The 23,146-nt window shown below is 68.4% G+C and carries 24 protein-coding genes, 1 tRNA gene and 1 pseudogene; 16 read left to right on the plus strand and 10 right to left on the minus strand.

Going from position 1 to position 23,146, the window contains the following annotated elements:
- Positions 1-117: pseudogene (locus VHL31_RS04925) on the plus strand (IS5/IS1182 family transposase); the annotation flags it as partial.
- Here the strand turns inward: VHL31_RS04925 and VHL31_RS26860 are convergent.
- From VHL31_RS26860 to VHL31_RS04935, 3 genes are all read right to left on the minus strand, one after another.
- Entirely contained in the window at positions 97-471 is a 375-nt protein-coding gene (locus tag VHL31_RS26860) for a DUF4238 domain-containing protein (protein ID WP_414653638.1), read from the minus strand. The pseudogene VHL31_RS04925 and the gene VHL31_RS26860 overlap by 21 nt on opposite strands.
- A 122-nt stretch (positions 472-593) precedes the next feature.
- Positions 594-678, minus strand: a tRNA-Leu gene (locus VHL31_RS04930).
- Between the two features lie 46 nt (positions 679-724).
- A complete protein-coding gene (locus tag VHL31_RS04935) occupies positions 725-1,471 on the minus strand; it encodes a competence/damage-inducible protein A (protein WP_329660091.1) in 747 nt (248 codons plus the stop codon).
- A gap of 197 nt (positions 1,472-1,668) precedes the next feature.
- Between VHL31_RS04935 and map the strand changes: the two genes are divergently transcribed.
- The 4 genes from map to VHL31_RS04955 are packed head-to-tail and all read left to right on the plus strand — an operon-like array spanning position 1,669 to position 4,333.
- Entirely contained in the window at positions 1,669-2,451 is a 783-nt protein-coding gene (gene map / locus VHL31_RS04940; RefSeq protein WP_329660092.1) for a type I methionyl aminopeptidase, read from the plus strand.
- A gap of 3 nt (positions 2,452-2,454) precedes the next feature.
- Complete coding sequence (locus tag VHL31_RS04945) at positions 2,455-3,462, plus strand: JAB domain-containing protein (protein WP_329660093.1); 1,008 nt, start codon at positions 2,455-2,457, stop codon at positions 3,460-3,462.
- Positions 3,463-3,522: 60 nt separating this feature from the next.
- Positions 3,523-3,888, plus strand: a complete 366-nt coding sequence (locus VHL31_RS04950; RefSeq protein WP_329660094.1) for a metalloregulator ArsR/SmtB family transcription factor — start codon at positions 3,523-3,525, stop codon at positions 3,886-3,888.
- On the plus strand, positions 3,866-4,333 hold the full coding sequence (locus VHL31_RS04955; protein ID WP_329660095.1) for an SRPBCC family protein: 468 nt from the start codon (positions 3,866-3,868) through the stop codon (positions 4,331-4,333). Before VHL31_RS04950 ends, VHL31_RS04955 begins: the two co-directional genes overlap by 23 nt.
- 6 nt (positions 4,334-4,339) lie before the next feature.
- Here the strand turns inward: VHL31_RS04955 and VHL31_RS04960 are convergent, their stop codons facing one another.
- Positions 4,340-5,188, minus strand: coding sequence for an EamA family transporter (locus tag VHL31_RS04960; RefSeq protein WP_329660096.1), 849 nt, complete (start codon positions 5,186-5,188; stop codon positions 4,340-4,342).
- A gap of 107 nt (positions 5,189-5,295) precedes the next feature.
- On the opposite strand from VHL31_RS04960, the gene VHL31_RS04965 reads away from it, so the two are divergent.
- The 3 genes from VHL31_RS04965 to VHL31_RS04975 are packed head-to-tail and all read left to right on the plus strand — an operon-like array spanning position 5,296 to position 7,475.
- Positions 5,296-6,120 carry a carbon-nitrogen hydrolase family protein gene (locus VHL31_RS04965; RefSeq protein ID WP_329660097.1) on the plus strand — a complete coding sequence of 275 codons (825 nt, stop codon included), beginning with the start codon at positions 5,296-5,298 and terminating at the stop codon, positions 6,118-6,120.
- Between the two features lie 46 nt (positions 6,121-6,166).
- Positions 6,167-7,018 carry an amidohydrolase family protein gene (locus VHL31_RS04970; RefSeq protein ID WP_329660098.1) on the plus strand — a complete coding sequence of 284 codons (852 nt, stop codon included), beginning with the start codon at positions 6,167-6,169 and terminating at the stop codon, positions 7,016-7,018.
- A 19-nt stretch (positions 7,019-7,037) separates the two neighbouring features.
- A complete protein-coding gene (locus VHL31_RS04975) occupies positions 7,038-7,475 on the plus strand; it encodes an EamA family transporter (protein WP_329660099.1) in 438 nt (145 codons plus the stop codon).
- Positions 7,476-7,479: 4 nt separating this feature from the next.
- Here the strand turns inward: VHL31_RS04975 and cysE are convergent, their stop codons facing one another.
- The 5 genes from cysE to uraD form a co-directional block, all read right to left on the minus strand.
- Positions 7,480-8,352: a serine O-acetyltransferase gene (cysE, locus tag VHL31_RS04980; protein ID WP_329660100.1), complete on the minus strand. Its 873-nt coding sequence runs from the start codon at positions 8,350-8,352 to the stop codon at positions 7,480-7,482.
- A 159-nt stretch (positions 8,353-8,511) separates the two neighbouring features.
- Positions 8,512-9,246 (minus strand): gamma-glutamylcyclotransferase, encoded by a 735-nt coding sequence (locus tag VHL31_RS04985; RefSeq protein ID WP_329660101.1) that lies wholly within the window; start codon positions 9,244-9,246, stop codon positions 8,512-8,514.
- A complete protein-coding gene (locus tag VHL31_RS04990) occupies positions 9,243-10,229 on the minus strand; it encodes an alpha-E domain-containing protein (RefSeq protein ID WP_329660102.1) in 987 nt (328 codons plus the stop codon). The genes VHL31_RS04985 and VHL31_RS04990 overlap by 4 nt, the downstream gene beginning before the upstream one ends.
- Positions 10,226-11,707, minus strand: coding sequence for a circularly permuted type 2 ATP-grasp protein (locus VHL31_RS04995; protein ID WP_329660103.1), 1,482 nt, complete (start codon positions 11,705-11,707; stop codon positions 10,226-10,228). Before VHL31_RS04995 ends, VHL31_RS04990 begins: the two co-directional genes overlap by 4 nt.
- 151 nt (positions 11,708-11,858) lie before the next feature.
- Positions 11,859-12,368, minus strand: coding sequence for a 2-oxo-4-hydroxy-4-carboxy-5-ureidoimidazoline decarboxylase (uraD, locus tag VHL31_RS05000; RefSeq protein ID WP_329660104.1), 510 nt, complete (start codon positions 12,366-12,368; stop codon positions 11,859-11,861).
- 71 nt (positions 12,369-12,439) lie between these two features.
- Between uraD and uraH the strand changes: the two genes are divergently transcribed.
- The 8 genes from uraH to VHL31_RS05040 are packed head-to-tail and all read left to right on the plus strand — an operon-like array spanning position 12,440 to position 21,700.
- On the plus strand, positions 12,440-12,793 hold the full coding sequence (gene uraH, locus VHL31_RS05005) for a hydroxyisourate hydrolase (protein ID WP_329660105.1): 354 nt from the start codon (positions 12,440-12,442) through the stop codon (positions 12,791-12,793).
- A gap of 3 nt (positions 12,794-12,796) precedes the next feature.
- Entirely contained in the window at positions 12,797-14,221 is a 1,425-nt protein-coding gene (xdhA, locus tag VHL31_RS05010) for a xanthine dehydrogenase small subunit (RefSeq protein WP_329660106.1), read from the plus strand.
- Complete coding sequence (xdhB, locus tag VHL31_RS05015) at positions 14,218-16,551, plus strand: xanthine dehydrogenase molybdopterin binding subunit (protein WP_329660107.1); 2,334 nt, start codon at positions 14,218-14,220, stop codon at positions 16,549-16,551. The genes xdhA and xdhB overlap by 4 nt, the downstream gene beginning before the upstream one ends.
- Positions 16,548-17,309 carry a xanthine dehydrogenase accessory protein XdhC gene (gene xdhC, locus VHL31_RS05020; RefSeq protein WP_329660108.1) on the plus strand — a complete coding sequence of 254 codons (762 nt, stop codon included), beginning with the start codon at positions 16,548-16,550 and terminating at the stop codon, positions 17,307-17,309. Before xdhB ends, xdhC begins: the two co-directional genes overlap by 4 nt.
- Before the next feature lie 37 nt (positions 17,310-17,346).
- Positions 17,347-18,879, plus strand: coding sequence for an ABC transporter ATP-binding protein (locus VHL31_RS05025; protein WP_329660109.1), 1,533 nt, complete (start codon positions 17,347-17,349; stop codon positions 18,877-18,879).
- Positions 18,863-19,927 (plus strand): ABC transporter permease, encoded by a 1,065-nt coding sequence (locus VHL31_RS05030; RefSeq protein ID WP_329660110.1) that lies wholly within the window; start codon positions 18,863-18,865, stop codon positions 19,925-19,927. The genes VHL31_RS05025 and VHL31_RS05030 overlap by 17 nt, the downstream gene beginning before the upstream one ends.
- Positions 19,927-20,859 (plus strand): ABC transporter permease, encoded by a 933-nt coding sequence (locus VHL31_RS05035; RefSeq protein ID WP_329660111.1) that lies wholly within the window; start codon positions 19,927-19,929, stop codon positions 20,857-20,859. The genes VHL31_RS05030 and VHL31_RS05035 overlap by 1 nt, the downstream gene beginning before the upstream one ends.
- Positions 20,860-20,872: 13 nt before the next feature.
- Positions 20,873-21,700, plus strand: a complete 828-nt coding sequence (locus tag VHL31_RS05040; protein ID WP_329660112.1) for an aldo/keto reductase — start codon at positions 20,873-20,875, stop codon at positions 21,698-21,700.
- Positions 21,701-21,706: 6 nt separating this feature from the next.
- On the opposite strand, the gene VHL31_RS05045 is transcribed toward VHL31_RS05040, so the two are convergent.
- Positions 21,707-22,897 carry a multidrug effflux MFS transporter gene (locus VHL31_RS05045; protein WP_329660113.1) on the minus strand — a complete coding sequence of 397 codons (1,191 nt, stop codon included), beginning with the start codon at positions 22,895-22,897 and terminating at the stop codon, positions 21,707-21,709.
- Positions 22,898-23,146 lie beyond the last annotated feature (249 nt).

Below are 23,146 nucleotides of genomic sequence, written 5' to 3' on the forward strand. Positions count from 1 at the left end.
GGCTGGATGATCCGCTGGCGCCGCCTGGTGCGCGACTATGAGGCCAGGCTCGACGTGTCTGAAGCCTTCATCCACGTCGCCATGGGCAGCCTGCTCCTACGCCGTATCAGCCACTGAGCACATTCTCAAACGGGCTCTCACAAGCAAAGAGGCCGCAAACGAACATAAGTCTATGTACGCACCTTCCGAGAGAACGACCTGCCGCTCCAGATATCTCCTACGCACTTTGGCAAAGTCGTTTTCCACGATAGAAAGCTGACGTTCAAGTCGGAGGTCTCTCTCACCTCCGGAGGTCTTGAACGTATACATATCGTTTTCATGGAAGATGCCCTTAGGAGCACGCCTCCGCATCTCGCCTGCACGCGACCGAACCCAAACATATGGATCATATGCTGGAGGAGCACTCTTGTCTGTCCAAGCCGACAAGTAGCTTTGCGGGACAAAATGCTGATGCTTGTGCTGTTTGCTCACGCTTCTTCCAAAGTGATCTAGCCGCGCAGAGCAGACATCAACAGGTGCTACCTGGGTGCTACCTGATGCGCCGGCAATTCTCCGGGTCGATCCGCAACATCTGCTAAGTCACTGAACTTACGTGGTCCCCGCTGCCGGACTCGAACCGGCATGCCTTGCGGCGAGCGATTTTAAGTCGCTTGCGTCTACCGGTTTCGCCAAGCGGGGCCGGTGCTCGAACCTAGCAAGACCGGCCGGCCACCGGAACCCGTGCTCAGGCCTCCTGCTTCGTCTCGACCCCGCGATCGTTCGCCCAGGCCTGCAGGGCCTGGAAGCCACGCTCCAGCACGGATTCGTCCACGCCGCGGAACACGATCGTGGTGCCGTAGCGGCCGTCCCGGGTGAAGGGGTAGCTGCCGATGTCGATCTCGGCGTGGTCGTGCTGGATGAGCGCCAGGGGCTCCGCGACCTCGCCTTCCGGCGTGTACATGGTCAGGCTCTTCGAGCGCAGCTTCGGCCCGCCCTTCAGCTTGGCTTTGATGCCGTCGAACATGGCCTGCATGATCTTGGGCACGCCTGCCATGACATAGACGTTCTCGACCCGGAAGCCCGGCGCGATGCTGACGGGGTTGTCGATGAGTTCCGCCCCCTCCGGCGTTTCCGCCATCCGCATCCGGGCGGCGTTCACCTTCTCCGGCGGGAAATAGTCGAGCAGCCGGCGCTCGGCCTCGGGGTGGCGGCCGAACGGCAGGCCGAACGCCTTGGCGACGCAGGCCGAGGTGATGTCGTCATGGGTCGGGCCGATCCCGCCGGTCGTGAACACATAGGTGTAGCGGCCGCGCAGGGCGTTCAGCGCGTCGATGATCTCGACCTCGATGTCGGGCACCACCCGCGCCTCGGCCAGGCGCACGCCGATCTCCCCGAGTTCCCTTGCGATGTAGCCGAGGTTCACGTCCTGGGTGCGTCCACTCAGGATCTCGTTGCCGATGATCAGGACTGCGGCCGTCGGCTGGTCGCTCATGCTTGCCTACCCTATCCAGGTTCCAGGAAAGGCGCGTGATCCGGATGCGCGCCGTGTCGACATCAATTGTGGTGTCTGCTGCCGAAGCTCTACCCCGCCCGTGCGTCCGCAGGCTATGGGCGCGAGCCGGGTGGCATGGCTGACCAGGATGGTGACTCTTGCTGAATTTCTACCGTAGGTTTAGAAGGCTGGAAGCCATGCCCCGCCGCGATCTCGATGAGCAAGCCGTCCCGATCCACCATGCCGAGGCGTTCGCCGCCATGCGGGCGGCCGGGCGGCTGGCCGCGCGGACGCTGGACATGATTGCCGGCGAGATAGCACCCGGCCGCACCACCAGACAGCTCGACCGTCTCTGCGAAGCCTTCATCCGCGACCATGGCGCCGTGCCGGCACCGCTGGGCTACCAGGGCTATCCATATGCCACCTGCATGTCGCCGAACGAGGTGGTCTGCCACGGCATGCCCGACGACCAGGCCCTGGAAGACGGCGATCTCCTGAAGATCGACATCACCACCCTGCTGGACGGCTGGCACGGCGACAGCTGCCGGACCTTCCCGGTGGGCAGGATCGGGCAGGAGCAGCAGGCACTCGTGCGGCTGGCCGAGGATGCCCTGCGGGCGGGGATCGGAACGGTCCGGCCGGGCAGCCGCCTGTCCGCCATCGGCCAGGCCATCCAGTCGCTCGTCGAGACCCATGGCTGTTCGGTCGTCCACAGCCATTGCGGGCACGGCATCGGCCAGGCCTTCCACCAGCCGCCCAAGGTCCGCCACCATCTCGACCTGGCGCACGACCTCGAGCTTCGACCCGGCATGTTCTTCACCATCGAGCCCATGGTGAACCGGGGTGGCTTCGAGACCGTCAAGCTCGCGGACGGCTGGACCATCGTGACCAGGGACGGAAGCCTTTCCACCCAGTTCGAGCACACGGTGGGCGTGACGGAAACCGGCGTCGAGATCTTCACCCGCCTGGACGGACCCTGACCCATGTTCGACGTCGACCCGGCGATCCGCGACAGTTTGCGGCCCCATGGGCTGGCGGTCACGCGGGAGACGGATGAGGCCGGTGCCGACCGGTTCGCGGTGGTCGGGCGCACCTGGGCCTTCAAGGACCGCCTGAAGCAGTTGCAGGCCCGGTTCGACGGCAGCCGCAAGGCCTGGCTGCTCGCCTCGGAGGACGCGCTGCGGTCGTTCGCCGAGGGCATCGGTGCCACGGGTCCCGGCCTTGCCGAGGCGCCGGCCGGCGATCCCGACAAGGGCGCTGGATGGGGCAGCAAGCATTATCACGGCCATCGCGACGGGCTTCGCACCCGCTTCGCGGAAGCCCGCGACGAAGGGGCGCTGGCCGACTACGAGCTCCTCGAGCTGCTCCTGTTCTTCTCCGTCTACCGGCGCGACACCAAGCCCATCGCCAAGGCCCTGATCGCCCGGTTCGGCAGTCTGGGCGGCGTGCTGGCCGCGGCACCCGAGCGCTACGGCGAGGTCTTTGGCCTTGATCCCCAGGCGGTCGACGAGCAGCGGCGCGCCCAGCACGACGAGGATCTGCGCTTCACCCAGATCCTCCTGAAGGCCGTGCACCACCTGATGCGGCGGACGTTGAAGGAGGAGCTGAAGGACCGGCCGCTGATCGGCTCCTGGTCGGCCCTGATCGACTACCTGTCGGTCACGATGAGCCACGAGGGCACCGAGCACTTCCGCCTCCTGTTCCTCGACCGCAAGAACATCCTGCTCCGCGACGAAGTGCAGAGCCGTGGCACGGTGGACCACACGCCGCTCTACCCTCGCGAGGTCCTCAAGCGCTGCCTCGACCTGGATGCGGCCGCGATCATCATGGTCCACAACCATCCGTCCGGCGATCCGACGCCATCCAAGGCCGACGTCGAGATGAACAAGGAAGTGGTCGCCCTGCTCGGCGCCGCCGGCATCGAGGTGCACGACCACGTGATCGTCGGCAAGGGCAAGCATCTGAGCTTCCGGACCCAGCGGCTGATCTGAGGCCGCCACGAGCCGGCGCAGCGTGCTTGCAGCACGGGCTCGTCGATGATAGTTAAGTAAATGCTTCACCATTCAGTACCGCTCGACCTCGTTTTTCAGGCCCTGTCCGATCCGGCCCGGCGCAGCATGGTGGAGCGGCTCTGCCGCGGCCCGGCCTCGGTCAAGGAACTGGCTGAGCCGTTCGACATGTCGCTGTCCGCCGTCGTCCAGCATCTTCAGGTGCTGGAAGCGAGCGGACTCGTGCAGAGCGAGAAGGTGGGGCGGGTCCGCACCTGCCGGATCCAGCCGGCCGTCCTCCGGACGGCCGAGGACTGGTTCGCCAGCCGGCGGGCGCACTGGGAGCACAAGCTCGACCGGTTGGCCGGGTATCTGGCCAGGGATGACGGCAAGAAGGAGGGAGGAGATGGTGGATCGACGGACGGTTGAGCATGCGACGATCGTGATCGAGCGCCCACTGCGGGCAAGCCCGGCGCGGGTGTTCCGGGCCTGGTCCGATCCTGCGGAGCGGGCGCGGTGGGAATCGCCCGGCACCGACTGGGAGGCAGATGCGAAGCGGGAGTTCCGCCTGGGTGCACGCGAGGTGGCGCGGTTCGGCCCGCCGGGCGGGCCCATGTTCACCGCCGACAGCCGCTACGATGACATCGTCCAGGACCGGCGGATCGTGTCCAGCTACACGATCGACGACGGCGATGGCCGCCGGATCTCCGCTTCGCTGATGACGGTCGAGTTCCTGGCCGACGGGGACGGCACCATGCTGGTCCTGACGGAGCAGGCAGCCTTTCTTGATGGTAGCGACAATCCTGCCGACCGGAAGACAGGCTGGGGCCAGATGCTCGACAAGCTGACGGAGCTGATCGAAGGAGCCATCTAGATCCGCTCAGTGCGTCCGGCTGAGCTGCAGGGCAGCCACGCCCAGGGCGACCAAGGCAGCGCAGGCGATGCGCCGCCCGCCGAACGGCTCGCGCAGGAGGCGGGTACCCATCCACGCTGCCAGCACGACCGACGTCTCCCGCAGCGCCGACACATAGGCGATCGGCGCCCGGGCCATGGCCCAGATCACCAGGCCGTAGGCCGTGAGCGACATCGCACCCGCCATGGTCACCGGCTTCCATAGGACCGGCACGGCATGCAGGAGGGCGTTTCGCCGCCGCAGCAGGACCAGTGCCGCAAACGGCAGCCCGTCCAGGGCGAACAGCCAGACGACATAAGGCAAGGCATCGCCCGCGGCCCTGGCACCCATGCCGTCGCAGATCGAGTAGATGGCGATGACGCAGGCATTCATCACCGCCGGCACCAGCGCATGCCGACCGGCCATCAGTCCCGGGCCTGTCGCGGCCAGGGCGACGATGCCGAAGCCGATGACCACGACGGACACGATCCCGGCTGGCTCCAGGGTCTCGCCAATGATGATCCAGGCCAGGAGGGCCGCTGCAGGCGGGGCCAGGCCACGCGTCACCGGATAGACCTGCGACAGGTCGCCCAGCCGGTAGGCGCGGGCCAAGAGCTCATAGTAGGCCAGGTGCGAGGCGACAGATCCCAGGAGCCAGGGCCAGGCGGCGGCGGGCGGCGGCGGGACGAACAGGCAGAAGGGGATCGTCATCGCCGAAATGGCGAGCCCGACCAGCGCCAGGCGCAGCTCAGGTTCGCCGCCGGTCTTGACGAGCGCGTTCCAGCTCGCATGCAGTACCGCCGCGGTGATGACGACCGCGAACACCGTGGCGTCCAATGGTTTGTTCCTTCAGGCGATCCGCCGCGCCCATGCCACGCGAGCGTCGCGCCGACCCCGAGCCGGTATCGCTGCGGCTCGCAACTTGTCCAGCCCGGAGAAGGTCCATGCGCGTTTCGCTCATCCAGTTGGCCGCTGACGTGGACCTCGACGCCAACATCGCGCAGGCGGAACGGCTGGCCGAGCAGGCGATCCTGGCTGACCGGCCCGACCTGGTGGTGCTGCCCGAGACCTTCACGCTGATCGGCGGGGACGCGGCCACTCGCGCGGCCGCCGCGCAGACGATCCCGGACGGGCCGGCCTTCCGCATGCTCCAGGCCCTCGCCAGGCGGCATGGCGTGACGGTGCATGGCGGCAGCTTCCTGGAGGAAGGGCCGCAGGGACGGCCCTACAACACGACGGTCGTGCTGGGGCCGGACGGCCAGACCGTGGCGACCTACCGCAAGATCCACCTGTTCGACGTGACCGCACCGGATGGCCGGGCGTTCCGCGAGAGCGACGGGATCTCACCCGGCCAGGATCTGGCCACCTATCGCCAGGGCGCGTTCACCGTCGGCTGCACGATCTGCTACGACCTGCGCTTCCCAGAGCTGTTCCAGTTGCTGGCGCGGCGCGGCGCGGACGTCTTCATGGTCCCGTCGGCCTTCACCCTGCAGACGGGCAAGGACCACTGGGAGGTCCTGCTGCGTGCCCGGGCGATCGAGAACGGCGCCTATGTCGTGGCACCCGGCCAGTCCGGTGCTCATCCCGCCAGCAAGCGCGCCTCCTGGGGCCATTCCATGGTGGTCGATCCCTGGGGGGCGGTGATCGCGCAGGCGAGCGACGGGCCGGGCTTCGTGACCGCGCGTCTCGATCATGCCCGTGTCGTGGAGGCGCGCCGCATGATACCGACCCACCGCCACCACCGGCTGGTCGAGCCCTGGGGCGCTTGACCCTGGCCCGGAAGAACGAAGCCCGGAAGAACGAGGGAGGAAGCCCGTGCCGCATTTCCCGATCGTCGACACCCACGTCCATCTCTGGGACCCGGCCGAGATCCCGATGGAGTGGTGCGCCGGCGCGCCGGCCCTGAACCGGCCCTACGGCATCGCCGACCTGGACGAGCACCGGGGCGAGGTGGCCCTCGACAAGTTCGTGTTCGTGGAATGCGACGTGGTCCCCGGGCGGAGCCTGGACGAGGCCAGGCGGATCGCCGGCCTCGCCAAGACCGACCCGCGCCTGGCCGGCATCGTCGCCCATGCGCCCCTGGAGCAGGGAGCGGGCGTCGAGCCGCATCTGCAGGCACTGGCGGAGATCGGCCTGGTCAAGGGCGTGCGCCGGCTCCTGCAGAACGAGCAGGACGACGCCTTCTGCCTGCGCCCGGACTTCCAGGAGGGCCTGGCCCTCCTGCCGCGCTACGGGTTCGACTTCGAGCTCTGCATCTTTCACCGCCAGTTCCCGGCCGTCCTCCAGCTGGTGGCGCGCCATCCCGAGGTCCGCTTCGTCCTGGACCATATCGGCAAGCCCGGGATCAAGGCAGGCATCGTCGAGCCCTGGTGGACCTTCATCAAGGCCCTGGCTTCCTTCCCCAACGTCATCTGCAAGCTCAGCGGCGTGGCCACCGAGGCGGACCACGCGGGCTGGCGGGAAGCGGAGCTTCGCCCCTACATGGACCGGGCGGTCGACATGTTCGGCACGGACCGGGTGATGTTCGGCGGCGACTGGCCGGTCTCGGTGCTGGCGATGCCCTACCCGCGCTGGGTCGAGATCGTGGACCGGGCGACCGCCCAGTACACGGAAACGGAGCGCCGGGCGATCTTCCACGACAACGCGGTGCGCTGGTACCGCCTCTGAACGGCAGGGCTTGCGGCGCATGAGCATGCTGCTGTCGTCCTGGCAGTTCTGGGCGATCCTGTCCGCCTGCTTTGCCGCACTGACCGCCGTCTTTGCCAAGGTCGGGGTCGAGGCGATCGATTCCGACCTTGCCACCTTCATCCGCACGATCGTGGTGGTGGCCGCGCTGGCCTGCATCCTCGTCGGCACCGGCAAGTGGCGGCCAGCCCAGGCCATCTCGGGCCGCACGATGCTCTTCCTGGTGCTGTCCGGCCTGGCGACCGGCGCCTCCTGGCTATGCTACTTCCGGGCGCTGCAGATGGGCGACGTCGCGCGCGTGTCGCCCATCGACAAGCTCAGCGTCGTGCTGGTCGCCCTGGTCGGCGTGGCGTTCCTGGGCGAGCGCCTCTCGGCGGCCAACTGGACCGGCGTGCTGCTCATCGGGGCCGGTGCCCTGCTGGTCGCCTGGCGCGGCTGACCGCTCAGATCGCGTAGTCGAACGAGGCGTAGGAGATCTCGCTCAGGATCTCGTCGGCACTGCGCGACGTGTCGCAGGAGGCTGCGACCCGCACCGGCCGGGCCGGCACGCCCGCCACCGTCGTCCGCGGCGCCACCGGGTTGAGGACAACCGAGCCCGCGGCAATCCTGGCGCAGGCACCGATCTCGATGTTGCCCAGGATCTTCGCACCCGCCCCGATCATGACGCCGCGGCGCACCTTGGGATGACGATCGCCTGCCTCCTTGCCGGTGCCGCCCAGTGTGATCCCCTGAAGCAGGGACACGTCGTCCTCGACCACCGCCGTCTCGCCGACCACCAGGCCCGTCGCATGGTCCAGCAGGATGCCCCGGCCGATCCGGGCCGCCGGGTGGATGTCGGTCTGGAACACCTCGGAAGTGCGGCTCTGCATGTACAGGGCGAAATCGCGCTCGCCCGACTTCCACAGCCAGTGCGTCAGCCGGTGCGTCTGGATCGCGTGGAAGCCCTTGAAGTACAGGAGCGGCTCGATCAGGCGCTCGCAGGCGGGGTCGCGGTCGTAGACCGCCATAATGTCCGCGCGCAGGCCCTCGGCGATCTCGGGCTCGGCGCTGGCCGCGCGGTGGAAGGCCTGCAGGATCAGGGGCTGCGAGATGACGTCGTTCTTCAGCCGTGCGGCGATCCGGTGGAACACCGCGACCTCGAAGCTCGGCTGGTTGATGATCGAATCGAGGAAGAGCGGCGCCAGCATCGGCGACTTCGCGCAGGCTTCCTCGGCCTCCCAGCGGAGCTGGCGCCAGAGCGCTTCGGAATCGTTGCCTTGGACCTCGGGAGAAACCAACGTCAGGTGCTTCTGCTTGAGCGTGGCCACCATCGTCATGTTGTCGCCTCCGACGGGCCATCTCGCGCCTTGCCGGAAGAACGGGCACGCGAAGCGCCAGTTCCGGCAGGCCGGATAGCCGGGCGAAGACCTGTACGCCCGTGGCACGGACGTAACAACCTCACCAATTCTAAGGCGTGACTTCAGCAGGGCAACAGGTCAGATGCCGCCGCCCGTATCCATCCGGATCCGCCGGGCCACCAGTTCCTGCAGGCGCCACAGATGGTTGTCGCGGATGCCGTGCTGCTCCAGCGCCTCCACGGTCTTGTGGAGATACTCGGCACAGGAGCCGCCATGGCCGCAGGCCCGGGCCAGCATCGCCACGCAGGTTTCGAGCGGCGGCTCCGGGCGGTAGATCGGGCTTTGCCGGTTGGCGACGAAGCCCAGCGCCCGGATAGGCCCCTGGCTGGTCCTGACCCGGAACCAGTGCGCTAGGTTGCCCGGACGGTGGAACACGATCTCGCGGCGCAACAGCAGCTCGATGTCCTTCGCCTCGTCCCCCTCCGGCAGGCGGAACAGCACACCCTGGCACGAGCCGCCCCGGTCCAGGGCCAGCATCAGCCCCGGCTCCTCCGGCGTCCCGCGCCAGCGGGTCAGGTGGAGGCAGTAGGCCCGATGCCAGCCATGAACGGTGCCGGGCAGGTGGCCGGCATAGGAGAAGGTCGGGTTCCACAGCAGCGACCCGTAGGCGAAGATCCACAGGCCCTGGCCTGGATCCACCTGTTCCAGGACCTCCTCGGTCATGCGCCGGTACGTATCGTCGTCCAGCGGCACCTGTTCCGGCTGGGGACCGGGATCGTCGATGGCCCGGTGGACCCGTTCGACCAGGTCCGCCGTCAGGAGCCGCTTTTGCATCCGCCTGCCGGCACGCGAGGACAGGGTAGCGATCCTCATGCCGCCTGGGCGGGTTCCCTGGACGGGTCTTCCACCGGCCAGCCGAAGAAGCTGCGTCCCAGGATGGCCGTCAGCTCGATCAGGCTGCGCTGGATGAAGTCGTCCAGCTGGTGGACGGTGCCGGACGCGATGATCTTGCTGACCTTCATGGGGTCGACATCGTCGAACATCCCGTCCAGGTGCTCGATGGCCCGGTTGGCGGCCTTCAGCCCGTACTGCCGGCGCAGCAGGTGCAGGTGTTCCTCGATCGAGCTCAGGTGGTGCGCGACCGACCGCGGGAAGGACGGGTCGCACAGCATGAACAGCGTCACCTTCTCCTGGGTCACGCCGCGCGGGTGGCGCCGCCGGAATGCCTGGTAGCCGGCCGCGGAGCGCAGCAGCGCTGTCCAGTAGCTGGCATCCGCAACCACGTCGTCGTCCTGGCGCTTGGCCGCCGCGATCAGCTTGGCATCCAGCAGCCGCGTGGTCTGGTCGGCGCACTCGATGGAACGGCCCAGCTCGTAGAAGGTCCAGGCCTCGTCCCGGTAGAGCGTGCCGGCGGTGATCCCGAAATGGGCGTCGCAGCCGTCCTTGATCTGGGAGCACAGCCGGGAGAGCCGCTCTTCCGCGAGATCGTTGACCCCGAGCCTGAGCACCCGGTTGTAGAAGACGTTGAGCTGAACCCACATCTCGGTGGTGATCAGCGGGCGCAGCGTGCGGGCGTTCTCCCTGGCCCCCCAGATGTCGCTGACCAGCGAGTTCGGGTTCTCCCGGTCCAGGACGTAGTAGCGCAGCACGGCCTGGGCGGTCGGCGCCCCGTAGCGCTCGCCAAAGCGCGCGCGGTCGGCATTGATGTCCAGCACTGTGCCCCAGTCATGGGCACCGCGGCTGTCCCGCGAGAAGGTCTCCTGAACATCCAGGATCCTCGCCAGGTTCTCCGCGCGCTCGACATAGCGGCCCATCCAGAAGATGCACTCGGCATAGCGGGCCAGCAGCCGGGTCATCGCACGTCCTCCCCGAGCACCCAGGTATCCTTCGAGCCGCCGCCCTGCGAGCTGTTCACGACCAGGGAACCCTTGCGCAGCGCGACCCGGCTGAGCCCGCCCGGCAGCACCCAGGTCGACCGCCCGGTGACCGCGAACGGGCGGAGGTCAACGTGCCGGGGCTCGATGCCGTCGTCGGTGAGCGTCGGGCAGACCGACAGGTCGATCATGGGCTGGGCGATGAAGTTGGCAGGATTGGCCAGGAGCTTGGCCCGCTGGTCGTCGAGTTCGGCCTGCGTGGCCTTGGGCCCGATCGTGATGCCGTAGCCACCGGATTCGCCGACCGGCTTCACCACCATCTGGTCCAGCCGGTCCAGCACCTGCTGCAGCGCCGGCTTTTCCCGGCAGATCAGCGTCTCGACATTGGGCAGGATCGCATCCTGGTCGAGATAGTAGCGCACGAGGCGCGGGACATAGGCGTAGATCGCCTTGTCGTCCGCCACGCCGGTGCCGATCGCATTGGCCAGTTGCACGTTGCCCTTGGCATAGACCCGCATCAGGCCCTTCACGCCCAGCATCGAATCCGGGTTGAACGCCTCGGGGTCCAAAAAGTCGTCGTTCAGCCGCCGATAGATGACGTCTACCGGCATCCGCCCGGCGATCGTCTTCATGAAGACGCGGTCCTCGTCCACGAACAGGTCGCGACCCTCGACGAGCGGCACGCCCATCTCGCGGGCCAGGAACACGTGCTCGAAATAGGCCGAGTTGAACACGCCGGGCGACAGGAGCACGACCTGCGGCTCGTCGATGGCGGCCGGCGCCACCTCGGACAGGCCCTGGTGGAGCCGCTGGCCGTAATCGGAGACCTTCATGACCGGCACGCCGTCCATCAGGTCGGCAAAGGCCCGCATCATCAAGTGGCGGTTCTCCACGACATAGGACACGCCCGACGGCGAGCGGGCATTGTCCTCCAGCACCATGACGGTGCCGTCGCGGCCGCGGACGAGGTCGATGCCGTTCACATGCACATAGGTGCCGAACGGCAGGTCCAGCCCTTCCATCTCCTTGCGGTAGTTCGCGTTGCCGAGCACGAGGTCGGCTGGGATGATGCCGTCCTTGATGCATTTCTGGTTGTGGTAGATGTCGTGCAGGAACAGGTTCAAGGTCTGCACGCGCTGGATCGTGCCGCGCTCGATATGCTGCCAGTCGCCGCGGGTCAGGATCCGGGGGATCAGGTCGAAGGGCAGGATCCGGTCGATCGCGTCCTTGTCGCTGTACACGGTGAAGGTGATGCCGAGATTGTAGAGCTCGGTCTCCGCGTCGCCGGCACGGGCACGCAAGGTCTCCAGGGAAATCGTGTCCAGCTTCGAGGCGACCCGCGCAATGGCCGCCGAGCGCTCGGACGACCGGAGCATCTCGCAATAGAAGATGCCGGGGTCGTAACCGCGAAGCGCGCCCTGCCAGCCATTTGTATCCGGCTCAGCTGCGCTCGTTTGCATTTGGTTCTGCATGATCGACGTAGCCTTTCGCGCCCCTTCGCCTGCGCAGCAAACACGGTGCCACCCGCCCATGACAAGCTTCGCGGTCCGCGGGCTGCCCAATGCTAGGGCAGAAGAGCAGCAACGGGCGCATCCAGCGATGCACCCTTCGTCAGCCCGGCACGAGGTCGGACAAACGGAACCAGGCGATTCGCGCGATCTGCTCCAGCGCCGTCCGCCGCTCCACGTCGAGGTCGTTCGCCAGCCGCTGCTCGAAGCCCTGGAGAATGGCATCCTTGCCAGCCCCGCGCACGGCGATGATGAACGGGAAGCCGAACTTCGTCCGGTAGGCGTCGTTCAGCGCATGGAAACGCTCGAACTCCTCCTCGCTCAGCCGGTCCAGGCCGGCCGAGGCCTGCTCCCTGGCCGAATCGGCAGTGAGGTCGCCCGCGCGTGCCGCCCTGCCCGCCAGGTCCGGGTGGGCACGGATCAAGTCATCCTGCTCGCCTGCCGCCGCATCGCCCACCACCTGCACCATCGCGGCATGCAGGTTCTGGAGCGTCGAGAACGGGCGGTGGTCCCAGGCCCGTTCGGCCACCCAGGGACTGTGCTCGAAGATCCCGCCGAACCGGCCCACGAAACTGGTACGGTCCATCCGGTCCACGTCGGCCATGGTGGGCATGCGGCGCTCCGTAGTGCTTGACCACGGCCCGGACCTTGCAGGACCCTCTTCCCGTGGCAAGGAAAGAAGCGATGGGCAAGCTCACCACCCATGTCCTGGACACCGCGCACGGCATGCCCGCGCGCGGCATGGAGCTGTCGCTGCATCGCATCCGGCCGGATGGCGATCGGGAACTCCTGCTGTCAACGTTGACCAACGAGGACGGGCGATGCGATAGGCCGCTTCTGGAGGCAGCGTCGTTCGCGACCGGCACCTACGAGCTGCTATTCCAGGTCGGCCGGTATTTCGACCGGCTGGGCAGCCAATTGCCGGACCCGCCGTTCCTTACCGAGGTACCCCTGCGCTTCGGCATTGCCGCTGATGCGCATTATCATGTGCCGCTTCTCGTCTCGCCCTGGTCGTACTCGACCTATCGTGGGAGCTGATCGTTGGACGTCCTGCGCTTCAGCGTGAACGGAGAAATGGTCGACGTGGCCGGGCTTCACCCGACCACGACCCTGCTCCAGTACCTGCGCGAGCATCGTCATCTGACCGGTACGAAGGAAGGCTGTGCCGAAGGCGATTGCGGCGCCTGCACCGTCGTCGTGAGCGATCTGGTCGATGGCGAGCCCCGGTGGCGCGCGGTCAATGCCTGCATCCTGTTCCTGCCGACGCTGCACGGCCGCGAGGTCCTGACCGTGGAGGGCCTGGCATCGCCCTCGCGTCCGCTCCACCCCATCCAGCAGGCCTTCGTCGACTACCATGCCTCGCAGTGCGGCTTCTGCACGCCGGGCTTCGTGATGGCGCTGGCGGGCCAGCAACTGGACCGGACCCATGCCGAGCATCTGATGCCCGAGGACGTGCTGGCGGGCAATCTCTGCCGATGCACGGGGTATCGGCCTATCCTGGAAGCAGCCGCGGCCGCAGGTCCGGTGGAAGCACGGCCCGCCACGGTCGGGCCCGCCGGCCACGAAATGCTCGACTTTCGCGGCGGAGGCGGCCGGTTCCGGGCACCACGCAGCAGCGACGAGCTGGCGGCCTGCCTGGCCGAGACGCCCGGCGCCACGCTGCTGGCGGGCGGCACGGATGTCGGCTTGTGGGTGACCAAGGGCCTGCAGGACCTGGACGACATCATTTGGACAGGCGCCTGTGACGATCTCCGGCAGATCGCCGTGACGGAGACGGATCTGCGGATCGGGGCTGCCGTCCGCCTCTACGATGCGCACCCGATCCTTGGCGAGGAACGGCCAGAGCTGGGCGAGCTGATCAGGCGCTTTGCCTGCGTGCAGATCCGCCAGACCGGTACCGTCGTCGGCAACGTGATGAACGCCTCGCCCATCGGCGACGGCTCGCCGGCCTTCCTGGCCCTGGACGCCAGCCTGGTCCTGCGCCGCGGCGACGAGCGGCGCACGGTCCCGCTGTCCGAGTTCTTCCTGGCCTACCGCAAGACGGCGCTGCAGCCGGGCGAGTTCGCCGAGGGGCTGGTCGTCCCGCGGCCCGTCGACGGCGAGGTCTTCAAGGCCATGAAGCTCAGCAAGCGCTTCGACCAGGACATCTCCGCGGTCATGGGCGCCTTCCGGCTGGTGCTGCGGGACGGTGTCGTGGCACAGGCGAGGCTGGCCTTCGGCGGCCTAGCAGCGATCCCGAAGCGGGCGCTGGCCAGCGAGCAGGCGCTGAGTGGCCGCCCGTTGACGGCAGCGACGGTCGAATCGGCCTGCGACGCGCTTGGCCGTGACTTCCAGCCGATCGACGACGTCCGCGCCAGTGCCGCCTATCGCAGCGAGGCCGCCCAGAACATGCTGCGCCGCCTGTTCCACGAGGTGACCCGGCCCGGTCTCGCCGCCAGGGTCCATGACCTGGAGGTCGCGGCATGACCAGGATCGCGGCGGCGCACGCAGCCATCCCGCACGACTCGGCCCAGCTCCACGTCACCGGCCGCGCCCGCTACGTGGACGACCTGCCGGAGCCGCAGGGCTGCCTGCATGCCGCGGTCGGGCAGTCCAAGCGGGCACATGCGCGGATCGTGCGGATGGACCTGAGCCGGGTTGCAGCCGCCCCCGGCGTGGTCGCGGTCCTGACCGGTGCCGACATCCCCGGCTCCAACCAGATCGGTCCGGTCCTGCTCGACGAGCCGGCGCTTGCCCAACACACGGTGGAGTATGCGGGGCAGGCCATGTTCGCGGTGGCAGCCACCTCCTACCAGGCAGCCCGTAAGGCCGTGCTCCTGGCCGACATCGCCTATGAGGACCTGCCGGCGGCGATCCATCTGGAGGATGCGCTCCAGCAGGACCTGGACCTCCTGCCGCCCCACCGGATGGGCAGAGGCGAGCCGGATGCCGCGATCGCCCGCGCGCCGCATGTCCTGACCGGGCGGTTCCGCCATGGCGGCCAGGACCATTTCTACCTGGAGGGCCAGATCGCGCTGGCCGTGCCGACCGACGATGGCGGCTTCGACATCCACTCCTCGACGCAGCACCCGACCGAGGTCCAGCACGTGGTGGCGCGCTGCGTCGGCGTGCTGGATGCGCAGGTGCGGGTCGAGTGCCGGCGGATGGGCGGCGGCTTCGGCGGCAAGGAGACTCAGGCGAACCAGATCGCGGCGATCGCCGCCGTGCTCGCGCAGAAGACCGGCAGGGCCGTCAAGTTCCGCCTGGACCGCGACGTCGACATGACGCTGACCGGCAAGCGCCACGACTTTTTGATCGACTACCAGGTGGGCTTCGACGACGAGGGCCGGATCCAGGGCATCCTGTTCGACCAGGCCGCCCGCGGCGGCTGCTCCGCTGACCTGACCGGGGCCATCGCCGACCGGGCGATGTTCCATGCCGACAATGCCTATTACTTTCCGCACGTCCTGATCCGCTCGCGCCGGATGAAGACCCACACGGTCAGCAACACGGCGTTCCGCGGCTTCGGCGGCCCGCAGGGCATGATCGGCATCGAGGAGGTGATCGACGAGATCGCCCGCCATCTCGGCCGCGATCCGCTGGATGTCCGCAAGGCCAACTTCTACGGCCCGGCCCCGCGCAACCTGACCCCCTACCACATGGAGGTCGAGGACTTCGTCCTGCCGGAGATGCTGGCCGAGCTGGAGGAAAGTTCCGACTACCGCGCCCGTCGCGACGCCATCGCCCGCTGGAACGAAGACAGCCCGATCCTCAAGCGCGGCCTGGCGCTCACCCCGGTCAAGTTCGGCATCAGCTTCACGACCAGCCACCTGAACCAGGCCGGTGCGCTGATCCAGCTCTACACGGACGGCTCGGTGCTGCTGAACCATGGCGGCACGGAGATGGGCCAGGGCCTCTACGTGAAGGTCCAGCAGGTCGTGGCCGAGGAGCTGCAGATCCCGACCAGCCAGATCCGCATCACCGCCGCCGACACCAGCAAGGTCCCCAACACGTCGGCCACCGCCGCTTCCTCGGGCACCGACATGAACGGCATGGCTGCCCAGGCGGCCGCGCGCGTGCTGAAGGAGCGGCTGATCGCGTTCGCGGCCGGGAAATACGGCCTGCCCCCGCACAGGATCGTCTTCCAGGACGGCCAGGTGCTCCTGGGCGAGCGGCCGATCAGCCTGCGCGAGCTGGCCAAGGAAGCCTGGATGGCCCGCGTCCAGCTCTCCGCCACCGGCTTCTACGCCACGCCTAAGATCCACTACGACCGCGAGAAGGCGTCGGGCCGCCCGTTCTTCTACTTTGCCTACGGTGCCGCCTGCTGCGAGGCCGTCATCGACACGCTCACCGGCGAGAACCGCATTCTGCGCGCCGATATCCTCCACGATGTCGGCCGCTCGCTGAACCCGGCCATCGACCTGGGCCAGATCGAGGGCGCGTTCGTGCAGGGCATGGGCTGGCTCACCACCGAGGAACTGTGGTGGACGAAGGAGGGCCAGCTCGGCAGCCACGCGCCCTCCACCTACAAGATCCCCTGCGCCTCCGACCTGCCCAAGGACTTCCGGGTCCGGATCTGGGAGAGCGGCCGCAACCGGGAGCCCTCCGTCCATCGCTCCAAGGCGGTGGGCGAGCCGCCTTTCATGCTGGCGATCGCTGCTTTCCAGGCGATCAAGGACGCGGTTGCCGCCGCCGCACCCGGCCGCGGCTCGCCGCGCCTGGATGCCCCGGCCACGCCGGAACGGGTGCTGTTCGCGGTCAAGGAGCTGCGAAGCCGGCGGGCACAGCCGGTCGAGCTGCCGACCGCTGCCGAATGAGCGCCGAGGCCGCCATCCGGGTCACCGTTCTCGACGCCGAAGGCTCCACGCCCAGGGCAGCCGGCGCCGTCATGCACGTTACCGCCACCCGAGTGCTCGGCACGATCGGCGGCGGCCAGCTCGAATGGCAGGCGATGCACGCGGCCAAGCGGATGCTGGCCAGCGGTGCGACGCAGGACGAGCTCGAGCTGACGCTCGGCCCCAGCCTCCGGCAGTGCTGCGGCGGGCGGGTCCGCCTGGCCCTGGAGCGCGTGGCCGCCCCGGTCGCCGAGGACGCGCCGGCCGATGCGCCTGACGTCATGATCTTCGGCGCCGGCCATGTCGGCCGCGCAATCCTGCACGTGCTGCAGCCCCTGCCCTGGCGCATCACGCTCGTCGACCCGCGCGCCCATCACCTGCCTGAGCCGACCCCGAATTTCCAGCCGGTGCGGACGGACGACCTCGTGGCCGAGGTCGCCAACGGTCCCTCGCAGGCGCTCTGGATCGTCGCAACCCACTCGCATGATCTCGATCTGGACGTGGTCGACGCCGTGCTCCGCCGCGGCGACTTCCACTGGCTGGGCCTGATCGGCTCGGCCACCAAGCGCGCAACCTTCGAGCGCCGCCTGGTGGCGCGCGGCCACATGCCGGCGGCCCTGGCGAGGCTCGCCTGCCCGATGGGCATCGCGTCGATCCGCGACAAGCATCCGGCCGCGATCGCCGTCTCGGTCGCGGCCGAGATGCTGTCGCTGTTATCGCAGGGGGAAGGCTCCGCATGAGGAACAAGGGCGCACGGCGCCGCCGGGCTGGCCGCTGATGGCGGCACTCTTGGAACTCGCCGGGATCACCAAGCGCTACCCGGGCGTGGTCGCCAACCATGACGTGTCGCTGGAGGTCGCAGAGGGCGAGATCCAGGCATTGCTCGGCGAGAACGGTGCCGGCAAGTCGACCCTCATGAAGATCGTCTACGGCCTGGTCCGCCAGGACGAGGGCGAGATCCGCTGGAAGGGGCAGGCCGTCACCGAGAACTCGCCGGTCCTGGCGCGCCATCGCGGCATCGGCATGGTCTTCCAGCACTTCACCCTGTTCGAGACACTGACCGTCGCCGAGAACGTGGCGCTGGGCCTGGACCCGCAGGCAGCGGGCCCGGACCTGCCGGCCCGGATCCGCGATCTTGCCACGCGCTACGGCCTCGCGGTCGACCCGATGGCGCCGGTCTGGTCCCTTTCGGTGGGCGAGCGCCAGCGCGTCGAGATCGTGCGCTGCCTGCTCCAGTCGCCCAGGCTCCTGATCATGGACGAGCCCACCTCCGTGCTCACCCCGCAGGAGGCGGACGGCCTGTTCGCCACCTTGCGGCGCCTGGCATCCGAGGGCTGTGCCGTCCTCTACATCAGCCACAAGCTCGAGGAGATCCGCTCGCTCTGCCATGCCGCCACGGTCCTGCGCGGCGGCAAGGTCGTGGCCCGCTGCGACCCCACCCGGGAGACCGCGCGCAGCCTGGCCGCCCTGATGATCGGCAAGGCACCGCCCGAGCTCGCCCACCGCCCGAGCCGGAGCGACGGCCCCGTCGTGCTGAAGGTCCGCGACCTGTCCCTGCGCCCGTCCGACCCGCACGGGACCAACCTCAGGCGCATCGGCTTCGAGATCCACGCCGGCGAGATCGTGGGCGTCGCCGGCGTGGCGGGCAATGGCCAGCGCGAGCTGCTTCGCGCCTTGTCCGGCGAGGATCCTCGCGCTCCACAGGCGGCGATCGAGCTGGCGGGCCAGCCGGTGGGCGACCTGAACCCGCGCCGCCGGCGCGACCTGGGCCTGTCCTTCGTCCCGGAGGAACGGCTGGGTCGTGGCGCCGCGCCGAAGCTCAGCCTCGCCCTGAACGCGCTGCTGACCGGCAACCGCCACAAGCTCACCCGTGCCGGGCTGATCGACGCCAAGGCGATCGATCGCCGTGCGGCCGAGATCATCCGCCATTTCGGCGTGCGCGCGGCCGGCACCCATGCGGAAGCCGCGAGCCTGTCGGGCGGCAACCTGCAGAAGTTCATCGTCGGCCGGGAGCTCTACGAGGACCCGAAGCTGCTGATCGCGGCCCATCCGACCTGGGGCGTGGATGTGGGCGCGGCCACCATGATCCGCGAGGAGATGCTGGCCCTGCGCGACCGGGGCGGTGCCGTGCTGCTGTTCAGCGAGGAGTTGGAGGAATTGTTCCTGTTGGCCGACCGGATCGCCGTCATGTTCCACGGCATGCTCTCCCCGCCGACGCCCATCCGCGAGCTGACGCCGGAAAGCGTCGGCCTTCTCATGGGTGGCGCCGGCTTCGACGAGGGAGACGCCGGCCGTGCTCAGGCTCACTAGGCGCGCCGACCCCTCCCGCACCCTGGAGATTGCGGCACCCCTGCTCGCCGTGGCGCTGACCCTGGTGGTGGCCGCCCTCCTGTTCCTGGCGCTGGGCAAGAACCCGCTCGACGCGTTCCGGGCCATGTTCTGGCGCCCGGTCCAGGACCTTTACGGGCTCACGGAGCTGGGCGTGAAGGTGACCCCGCTGATCTTGTGCGCGGTGGGCCTGGCCATCGGCTTTCGGGCGGCCGTGTGGAACATCGGCGCGGAGGGGCAGCTCATCGTGGGCGCGGTGGCAGCCGGCGCCACCGCGCTGCAGTTTGGCGAGGAGGCCTCCGGGCCGCTCCCCTGGGTCCTCCCGCTGGTGATGGGCACGCTTGGCGGCATGGCCTGGGGCGCCATCCCGGCCTTCCTCAAGACCCGCTTCAACGCCAACGAGATCCTGGTCAGCCTGATGCTGGCCTATGTCGGCGGGCTCACGCTCCAGTACATGGTGCACGGGCCGCTGAAGGACCCGATGAGCTTCGGCTTTCCCCAGTCCGCCAGCTTCACCGAGCCGGCCCGGCTGCCGGTCCTGCTGGAGACGACCAGGCTGCATGTCGGCTTCGCGCTGGCACTGATCGCCGCCGTGCTGGCCTGGGTGTTCGTCACCCGGTCCTACCAGGGCTTCGTGTTCCGCCTGTCCGGCGAGGCGATCGAAGCTGCCGCCTATGCGGGCTTCAGCCGCACGAAAGTCGTCTGGGGCAGCTTTCTAATCAGCGGCGGGCTTGCCGGCCTGGCCGGAGCGGCCGAGGTTGCCGGCCCGATCGGGCAGCTCCAGCCGAGCATCTCGCCGGGCTATGGCTTTGCCGCGATCATCGTAGCCTTCCTTGGCAGGCTGCACCCGATCGGCATCGTGGCGGCCGCCCTGCTCATGGGCCTGTTCTATGTCGGCGGCGAGATCGCGCAGATGGAGCTCCAGCTCCCCATCGCGATCACGGGCGTGTTCCAGGGCCTCCTGCTGTTCTTCTTGCTGGGTGCCGACAGCTTCGTCCGCTGGCGGCTGGTGGTGGCGGAGAAGCGCTGATGGGTGACGAACTCGACACGGCCATCGCCGTCATCACCGCCACCCTGCGGGCCGGGACGCCGCTGGTGTTCGCGGCGATGGGGGAGCTGGTGGCCGAGCGCGCCGGCGTTCTGAACCTTGGCATCGAGGGCATGATGCTGGTCGGCGCCGTGGTCGGCTTCATGGTGGCGGCCACCACCGGGATCACGCCGTTCGGCTTCGTGGCGGCCGCGCTCGCCGGCATGGCCGCCGCCGCGATTTTCGGCGTGCTCGCCCTCAATCTGATGACCAACCAGGTGGCCACGGGCCTGGCGCTGGCGATCTTCGGCGGTGGCCTTGCCGCCTTCATCGGCCAGTCCTGGGTGGGCATCCCCCTGCCGGGCATGGAGCTGCCCTTCCCCGAGCCGCTCCGCCAGATCCCGTTCGTGGGCCCGGTCCTGTTCGGCCATGACTGGCTCGTCTACCTCTCCATCCTGCTGGTCGCCGGCGTCGCCTGGTTCCTGCGCCGCACCCGTGCCGGCCTCACCCTGCGGGCGGTCGGCGAGAACCAGGAGAGCGCCCATGCGCTGGGCTATTCCGTGCTCAAGATCCGCTGGCTCGCCACTTTGTTCGGCGGTGCGATGGCCGGGATCGGCGGCGGCTACCTTTCGCTGATCTATACCCCGCAATGGGCCGAGGACATGACGGCCGGGCGGGGCTGGATTGCGCTGGCCCTGGTCGTGTTCGCGACCTGGCGGCCGTGGCGGGTCCTGCTCGGTGCCTATATCTTCGGTGGCGTCACGATCATCGGCCTGCAGATCCAGGCGGCTGGCGCCTCGCTCGACAGCAACCTGATCGCGATGACGCCCTACCTCGCCACGGTGGTCGTCCTCGTCTTGATCTCCCGGGACGTCACCCGTATCCGCTTGCACACGCCCGCCTCCCTGGCGCGGCCGTTCCATCCAGAAGCATGAGGCAGGGCACGCCATGACGATCATCCAGGCGAACGGCGCCAGCATCCCGGCACTGGGCTTCGGCACCTACCAGCTGACCGGCAGCCTCGGCACCGACATGGTCGCGACCGCGCTGAACCTCGGCTACCGCCATATCGACACAGCGCGGATGTACGAGAACGAGGCTGAGGTCGGCAAAGGCGTCATGACCTCCGGGGTCCCGCGTGAGGAGATCTTCCTCACCACGAAGATCTGGCCCAGCGACTTCGGGCACGACGACTTCCTGCGCAGTGCCAAGCAGTCCGTGAAGAACCTGGGCACCGTGCCGGACCTCCTGCTCCTGCATTGGCCCTCCAAGTCGATCCCGCTCGACGAGACGATGGCGGCCCTGGCCGAGGCGCAGCAGCGTGGCCTGACCCGCTTCATCGGGGTCAGCAACTTCACCATCCCGCTCCTGCGCCTGGCGACCGAGCTGTCGCCGATCCCGCTGGTCAACAACCAGATCGAGTACCACCCCTACCTGTCGCAGGACGCGCTCCTGCCCTTCCACCGCAAGCTCGGCATCGCCACGACCGCCCACTGCCCCTCGGCGCGCGGCAAGATCATGGACGAGCCGGTGATCCGTGAGATCGCCGAGGCGCATGGCATGAACCCGATCCAGGTCGGGCTGCGCTGGCTGATCCAGCAGGAGGGCGTGGCCGCCATCCCGCGCACCAGCTCGGAGAAGAACGCGAAGAGCAACCTGAAGGTCTTGGACTTCCAGTTGACCGACGAGGAGATGCGGAAGATCTCCGCGCTGCGGTCCACCAACTACCGCATCTGCGACTTCGAGTTCTCGCCGGTCTGGGACGCCGCGGCCTGAGGCCGATCAGGCGGTTTGCGCCGCCCTGCATGGCGAGCTTGCCAGATGGACCAGCCAGCTCGCCGTGCAGCACAAGCCGCTCAGCGCCATGACGATCACCATGGGCCGGGCGGTGCCGTCGAAGCTGGCGCCGACCAGGAGCGTGGCGAGCGCGCTCAACAGGCCCTGCAGGAATCCTGACAAGGCCGACGCCGTGCCTGCCATCGCCCCCATGGGCTCCAGCGCCAGCATCGTCGCGATCGGCATGATCATGCCCAAGGATGCCAGGCTCAGGAAGATCAGGACCGCTGCCACCGTCAGGCTCGCCTGGCCGGACGCCACCACCGCGCACATGATAAGCGTCGCGACCACGAACCAGGCCACGGCCAGGGTGAGCAGCCGCCGAACCCCGATGCGGTTGATGATGAAGGCGTTGAGCTGGGCAAGGCCGATCACGGTCGCGGCGTTGCCGGCGAAGATCAGGCTGTAGGTGAGCGGCGTCGTCCCGTAGAGCGTGATGAACAGGAACGAGGAGCCGGCCACGTAGGCCAGCAGCGACGCCTGGGCGAAGCCGCCGGTGCCGACCGCGCTCAGGAAGGTCCGGTCCCGGAGCAGGAGCAGGTAGGAGCTCAGGATGTTGCCGAGGCTCGGGCGCAGGCGACGGGCCGGCGGCAGCGTCTCGTGCATCGAGGTCGCCAGCAGCACGCCCACCGCGATGGCGACGAGGCCCAACGCCCAGAAGATCACCCGCCAGGATGCGACCTGGATGATGGCGCCGCCGGCAAGTGGCGCCAGGATCGGCGACACGCTCAAGGCCAGGATCGCCGTTGACAGCAGGCGCGCCGCCTCGACCCCGTCATGCATGTCGCGAATGATCGCAATCGCCAGCACCATGCCGGCCGAAGCCCCCAGCCCCTGCACTGCCCGCCAGGCCAGCAACTGCTCGATGCTTCCGGCCAGGGCGCAGCCGATCGAGCCGACGACGAACAGGCAAAGGCCGAAATAGACCGGCCGCTTGCGGCCGACCGCATCGGAGATGGGTCCATAGATGACCTGCCCGGCCGCAAGCGTCGCCATGAAGCAGAGTACGCTCAACTGGACGACGCCCTGGTCCCGGCCGAAATCGGCCGCGATCGAGGCGAAGGCCGGCAGATAGGCGTCGATGGCGAACGGTCCGACCGCGATCAGGAGGCCGAGGATCACGGCGTGGCGGAACATGGTCGCGTTCATGAGGAATCGGCCCGATGGATCTTCGATGGCCCGGTCCCGACGGGACCGGCGATGCTTCATCTCGCCGCGATCACGGAACGGCGAGGCGGGTGCGCGGCGGGAAGCCGTCCATTTTGCCGAGAACGGCAGCGACGGGCAAGCTGCAGCCGGTACCGAACCGATGTATATTCACCCAAGCGGATCGCTTGTGTTGCGCTGTGGCCGGCTTGCGCCACCGGACATCGCGATTTTTGCATG

This window comes from Geminicoccus sp. (assembly GCF_036263595.1).
Taxonomy (GTDB): Bacteria; Pseudomonadota; Alphaproteobacteria; order Geminicoccales; family Geminicoccaceae; genus Geminicoccus.

What these genes read in the sequence shown, in the direction of transcription:
- uraH (WP_329660105.1), top strand. Translation starts at nt 12,440, where the DNA reads ATGGGCAAGCTCACCACCCATGTCCTGGACACCGCGCACGGCATGCCC.
- cysE (WP_329660100.1), bottom strand. Translation starts at nt 8,352, where the DNA reads ATGACGATGGTGGCCACGCTCAAGCAGAAGCACCTGACGTTGGTTTCT.
- uraD (WP_329660104.1), bottom strand. Translation starts at nt 12,368, where the DNA reads ATGCCCACCATGGCCGACGTGGACCGGATGGACCGTACCAGTTTCGTG.
- VHL31_RS04945 (WP_329660093.1), top strand. Translation starts at nt 2,455, where the DNA reads ATGTTCGACGTCGACCCGGCGATCCGCGACAGTTTGCGGCCCCATGGG.
- VHL31_RS04950 (WP_329660094.1), top strand. Translation starts at nt 3,523, where the DNA reads ATGCTTCACCATTCAGTACCGCTCGACCTCGTTTTTCAGGCCCTGTCC.
- VHL31_RS05035 (WP_329660111.1), top strand. Translation starts at nt 19,927, where the DNA reads ATGGGTGACGAACTCGACACGGCCATCGCCGTCATCACCGCCACCCTG.
- VHL31_RS04955 (WP_329660095.1), top strand. Translation starts at nt 3,866, where the DNA reads ATGGTGGATCGACGGACGGTTGAGCATGCGACGATCGTGATCGAGCGC.
- VHL31_RS04965 (WP_329660097.1), top strand. Translation starts at nt 5,296, where the DNA reads ATGCGCGTTTCGCTCATCCAGTTGGCCGCTGACGTGGACCTCGACGCC.
- VHL31_RS04985 (WP_329660101.1), bottom strand. Translation starts at nt 9,246, where the DNA reads ATGAGGATCGCTACCCTGTCCTCGCGTGCCGGCAGGCGGATGCAAAAG.
- xdhC (WP_329660108.1), top strand. Translation starts at nt 16,548, where the DNA reads ATGAGCGCCGAGGCCGCCATCCGGGTCACCGTTCTCGACGCCGAAGGC.
- xdhB (WP_329660107.1), top strand. Translation starts at nt 14,218, where the DNA reads ATGACCAGGATCGCGGCGGCGCACGCAGCCATCCCGCACGACTCGGCC.
- VHL31_RS04990 (WP_329660102.1), bottom strand. Translation starts at nt 10,229, where the DNA reads ATGACCCGGCTGCTGGCCCGCTATGCCGAGTGCATCTTCTGGATGGGC.
- map (WP_329660092.1), top strand. Translation starts at nt 1,669, where the DNA reads ATGCCCCGCCGCGATCTCGATGAGCAAGCCGTCCCGATCCACCATGCC.
- VHL31_RS04975 (WP_329660099.1), top strand. Translation starts at nt 7,038, where the DNA reads ATGAGCATGCTGCTGTCGTCCTGGCAGTTCTGGGCGATCCTGTCCGCC.
- VHL31_RS05025 (WP_329660109.1), top strand. Translation starts at nt 17,347, where the DNA reads ATGGCGGCACTCTTGGAACTCGCCGGGATCACCAAGCGCTACCCGGGC.
- VHL31_RS04995 (WP_329660103.1), bottom strand. Translation starts at nt 11,707, where the DNA reads ATGCAAACGAGCGCAGCTGAGCCGGATACAAATGGCTGGCAGGGCGCG.
- VHL31_RS04935 (WP_329660091.1), bottom strand. Translation starts at nt 1,471, where the DNA reads ATGAGCGACCAGCCGACGGCCGCAGTCCTGATCATCGGCAACGAGATC.
- VHL31_RS05040 (WP_329660112.1), top strand. Translation starts at nt 20,873, where the DNA reads ATGACGATCATCCAGGCGAACGGCGCCAGCATCCCGGCACTGGGCTTC.
- VHL31_RS05045 (WP_329660113.1), bottom strand. Translation starts at nt 22,897, where the DNA reads ATGTTCCGCCACGCCGTGATCCTCGGCCTCCTGATCGCGGTCGGACCG.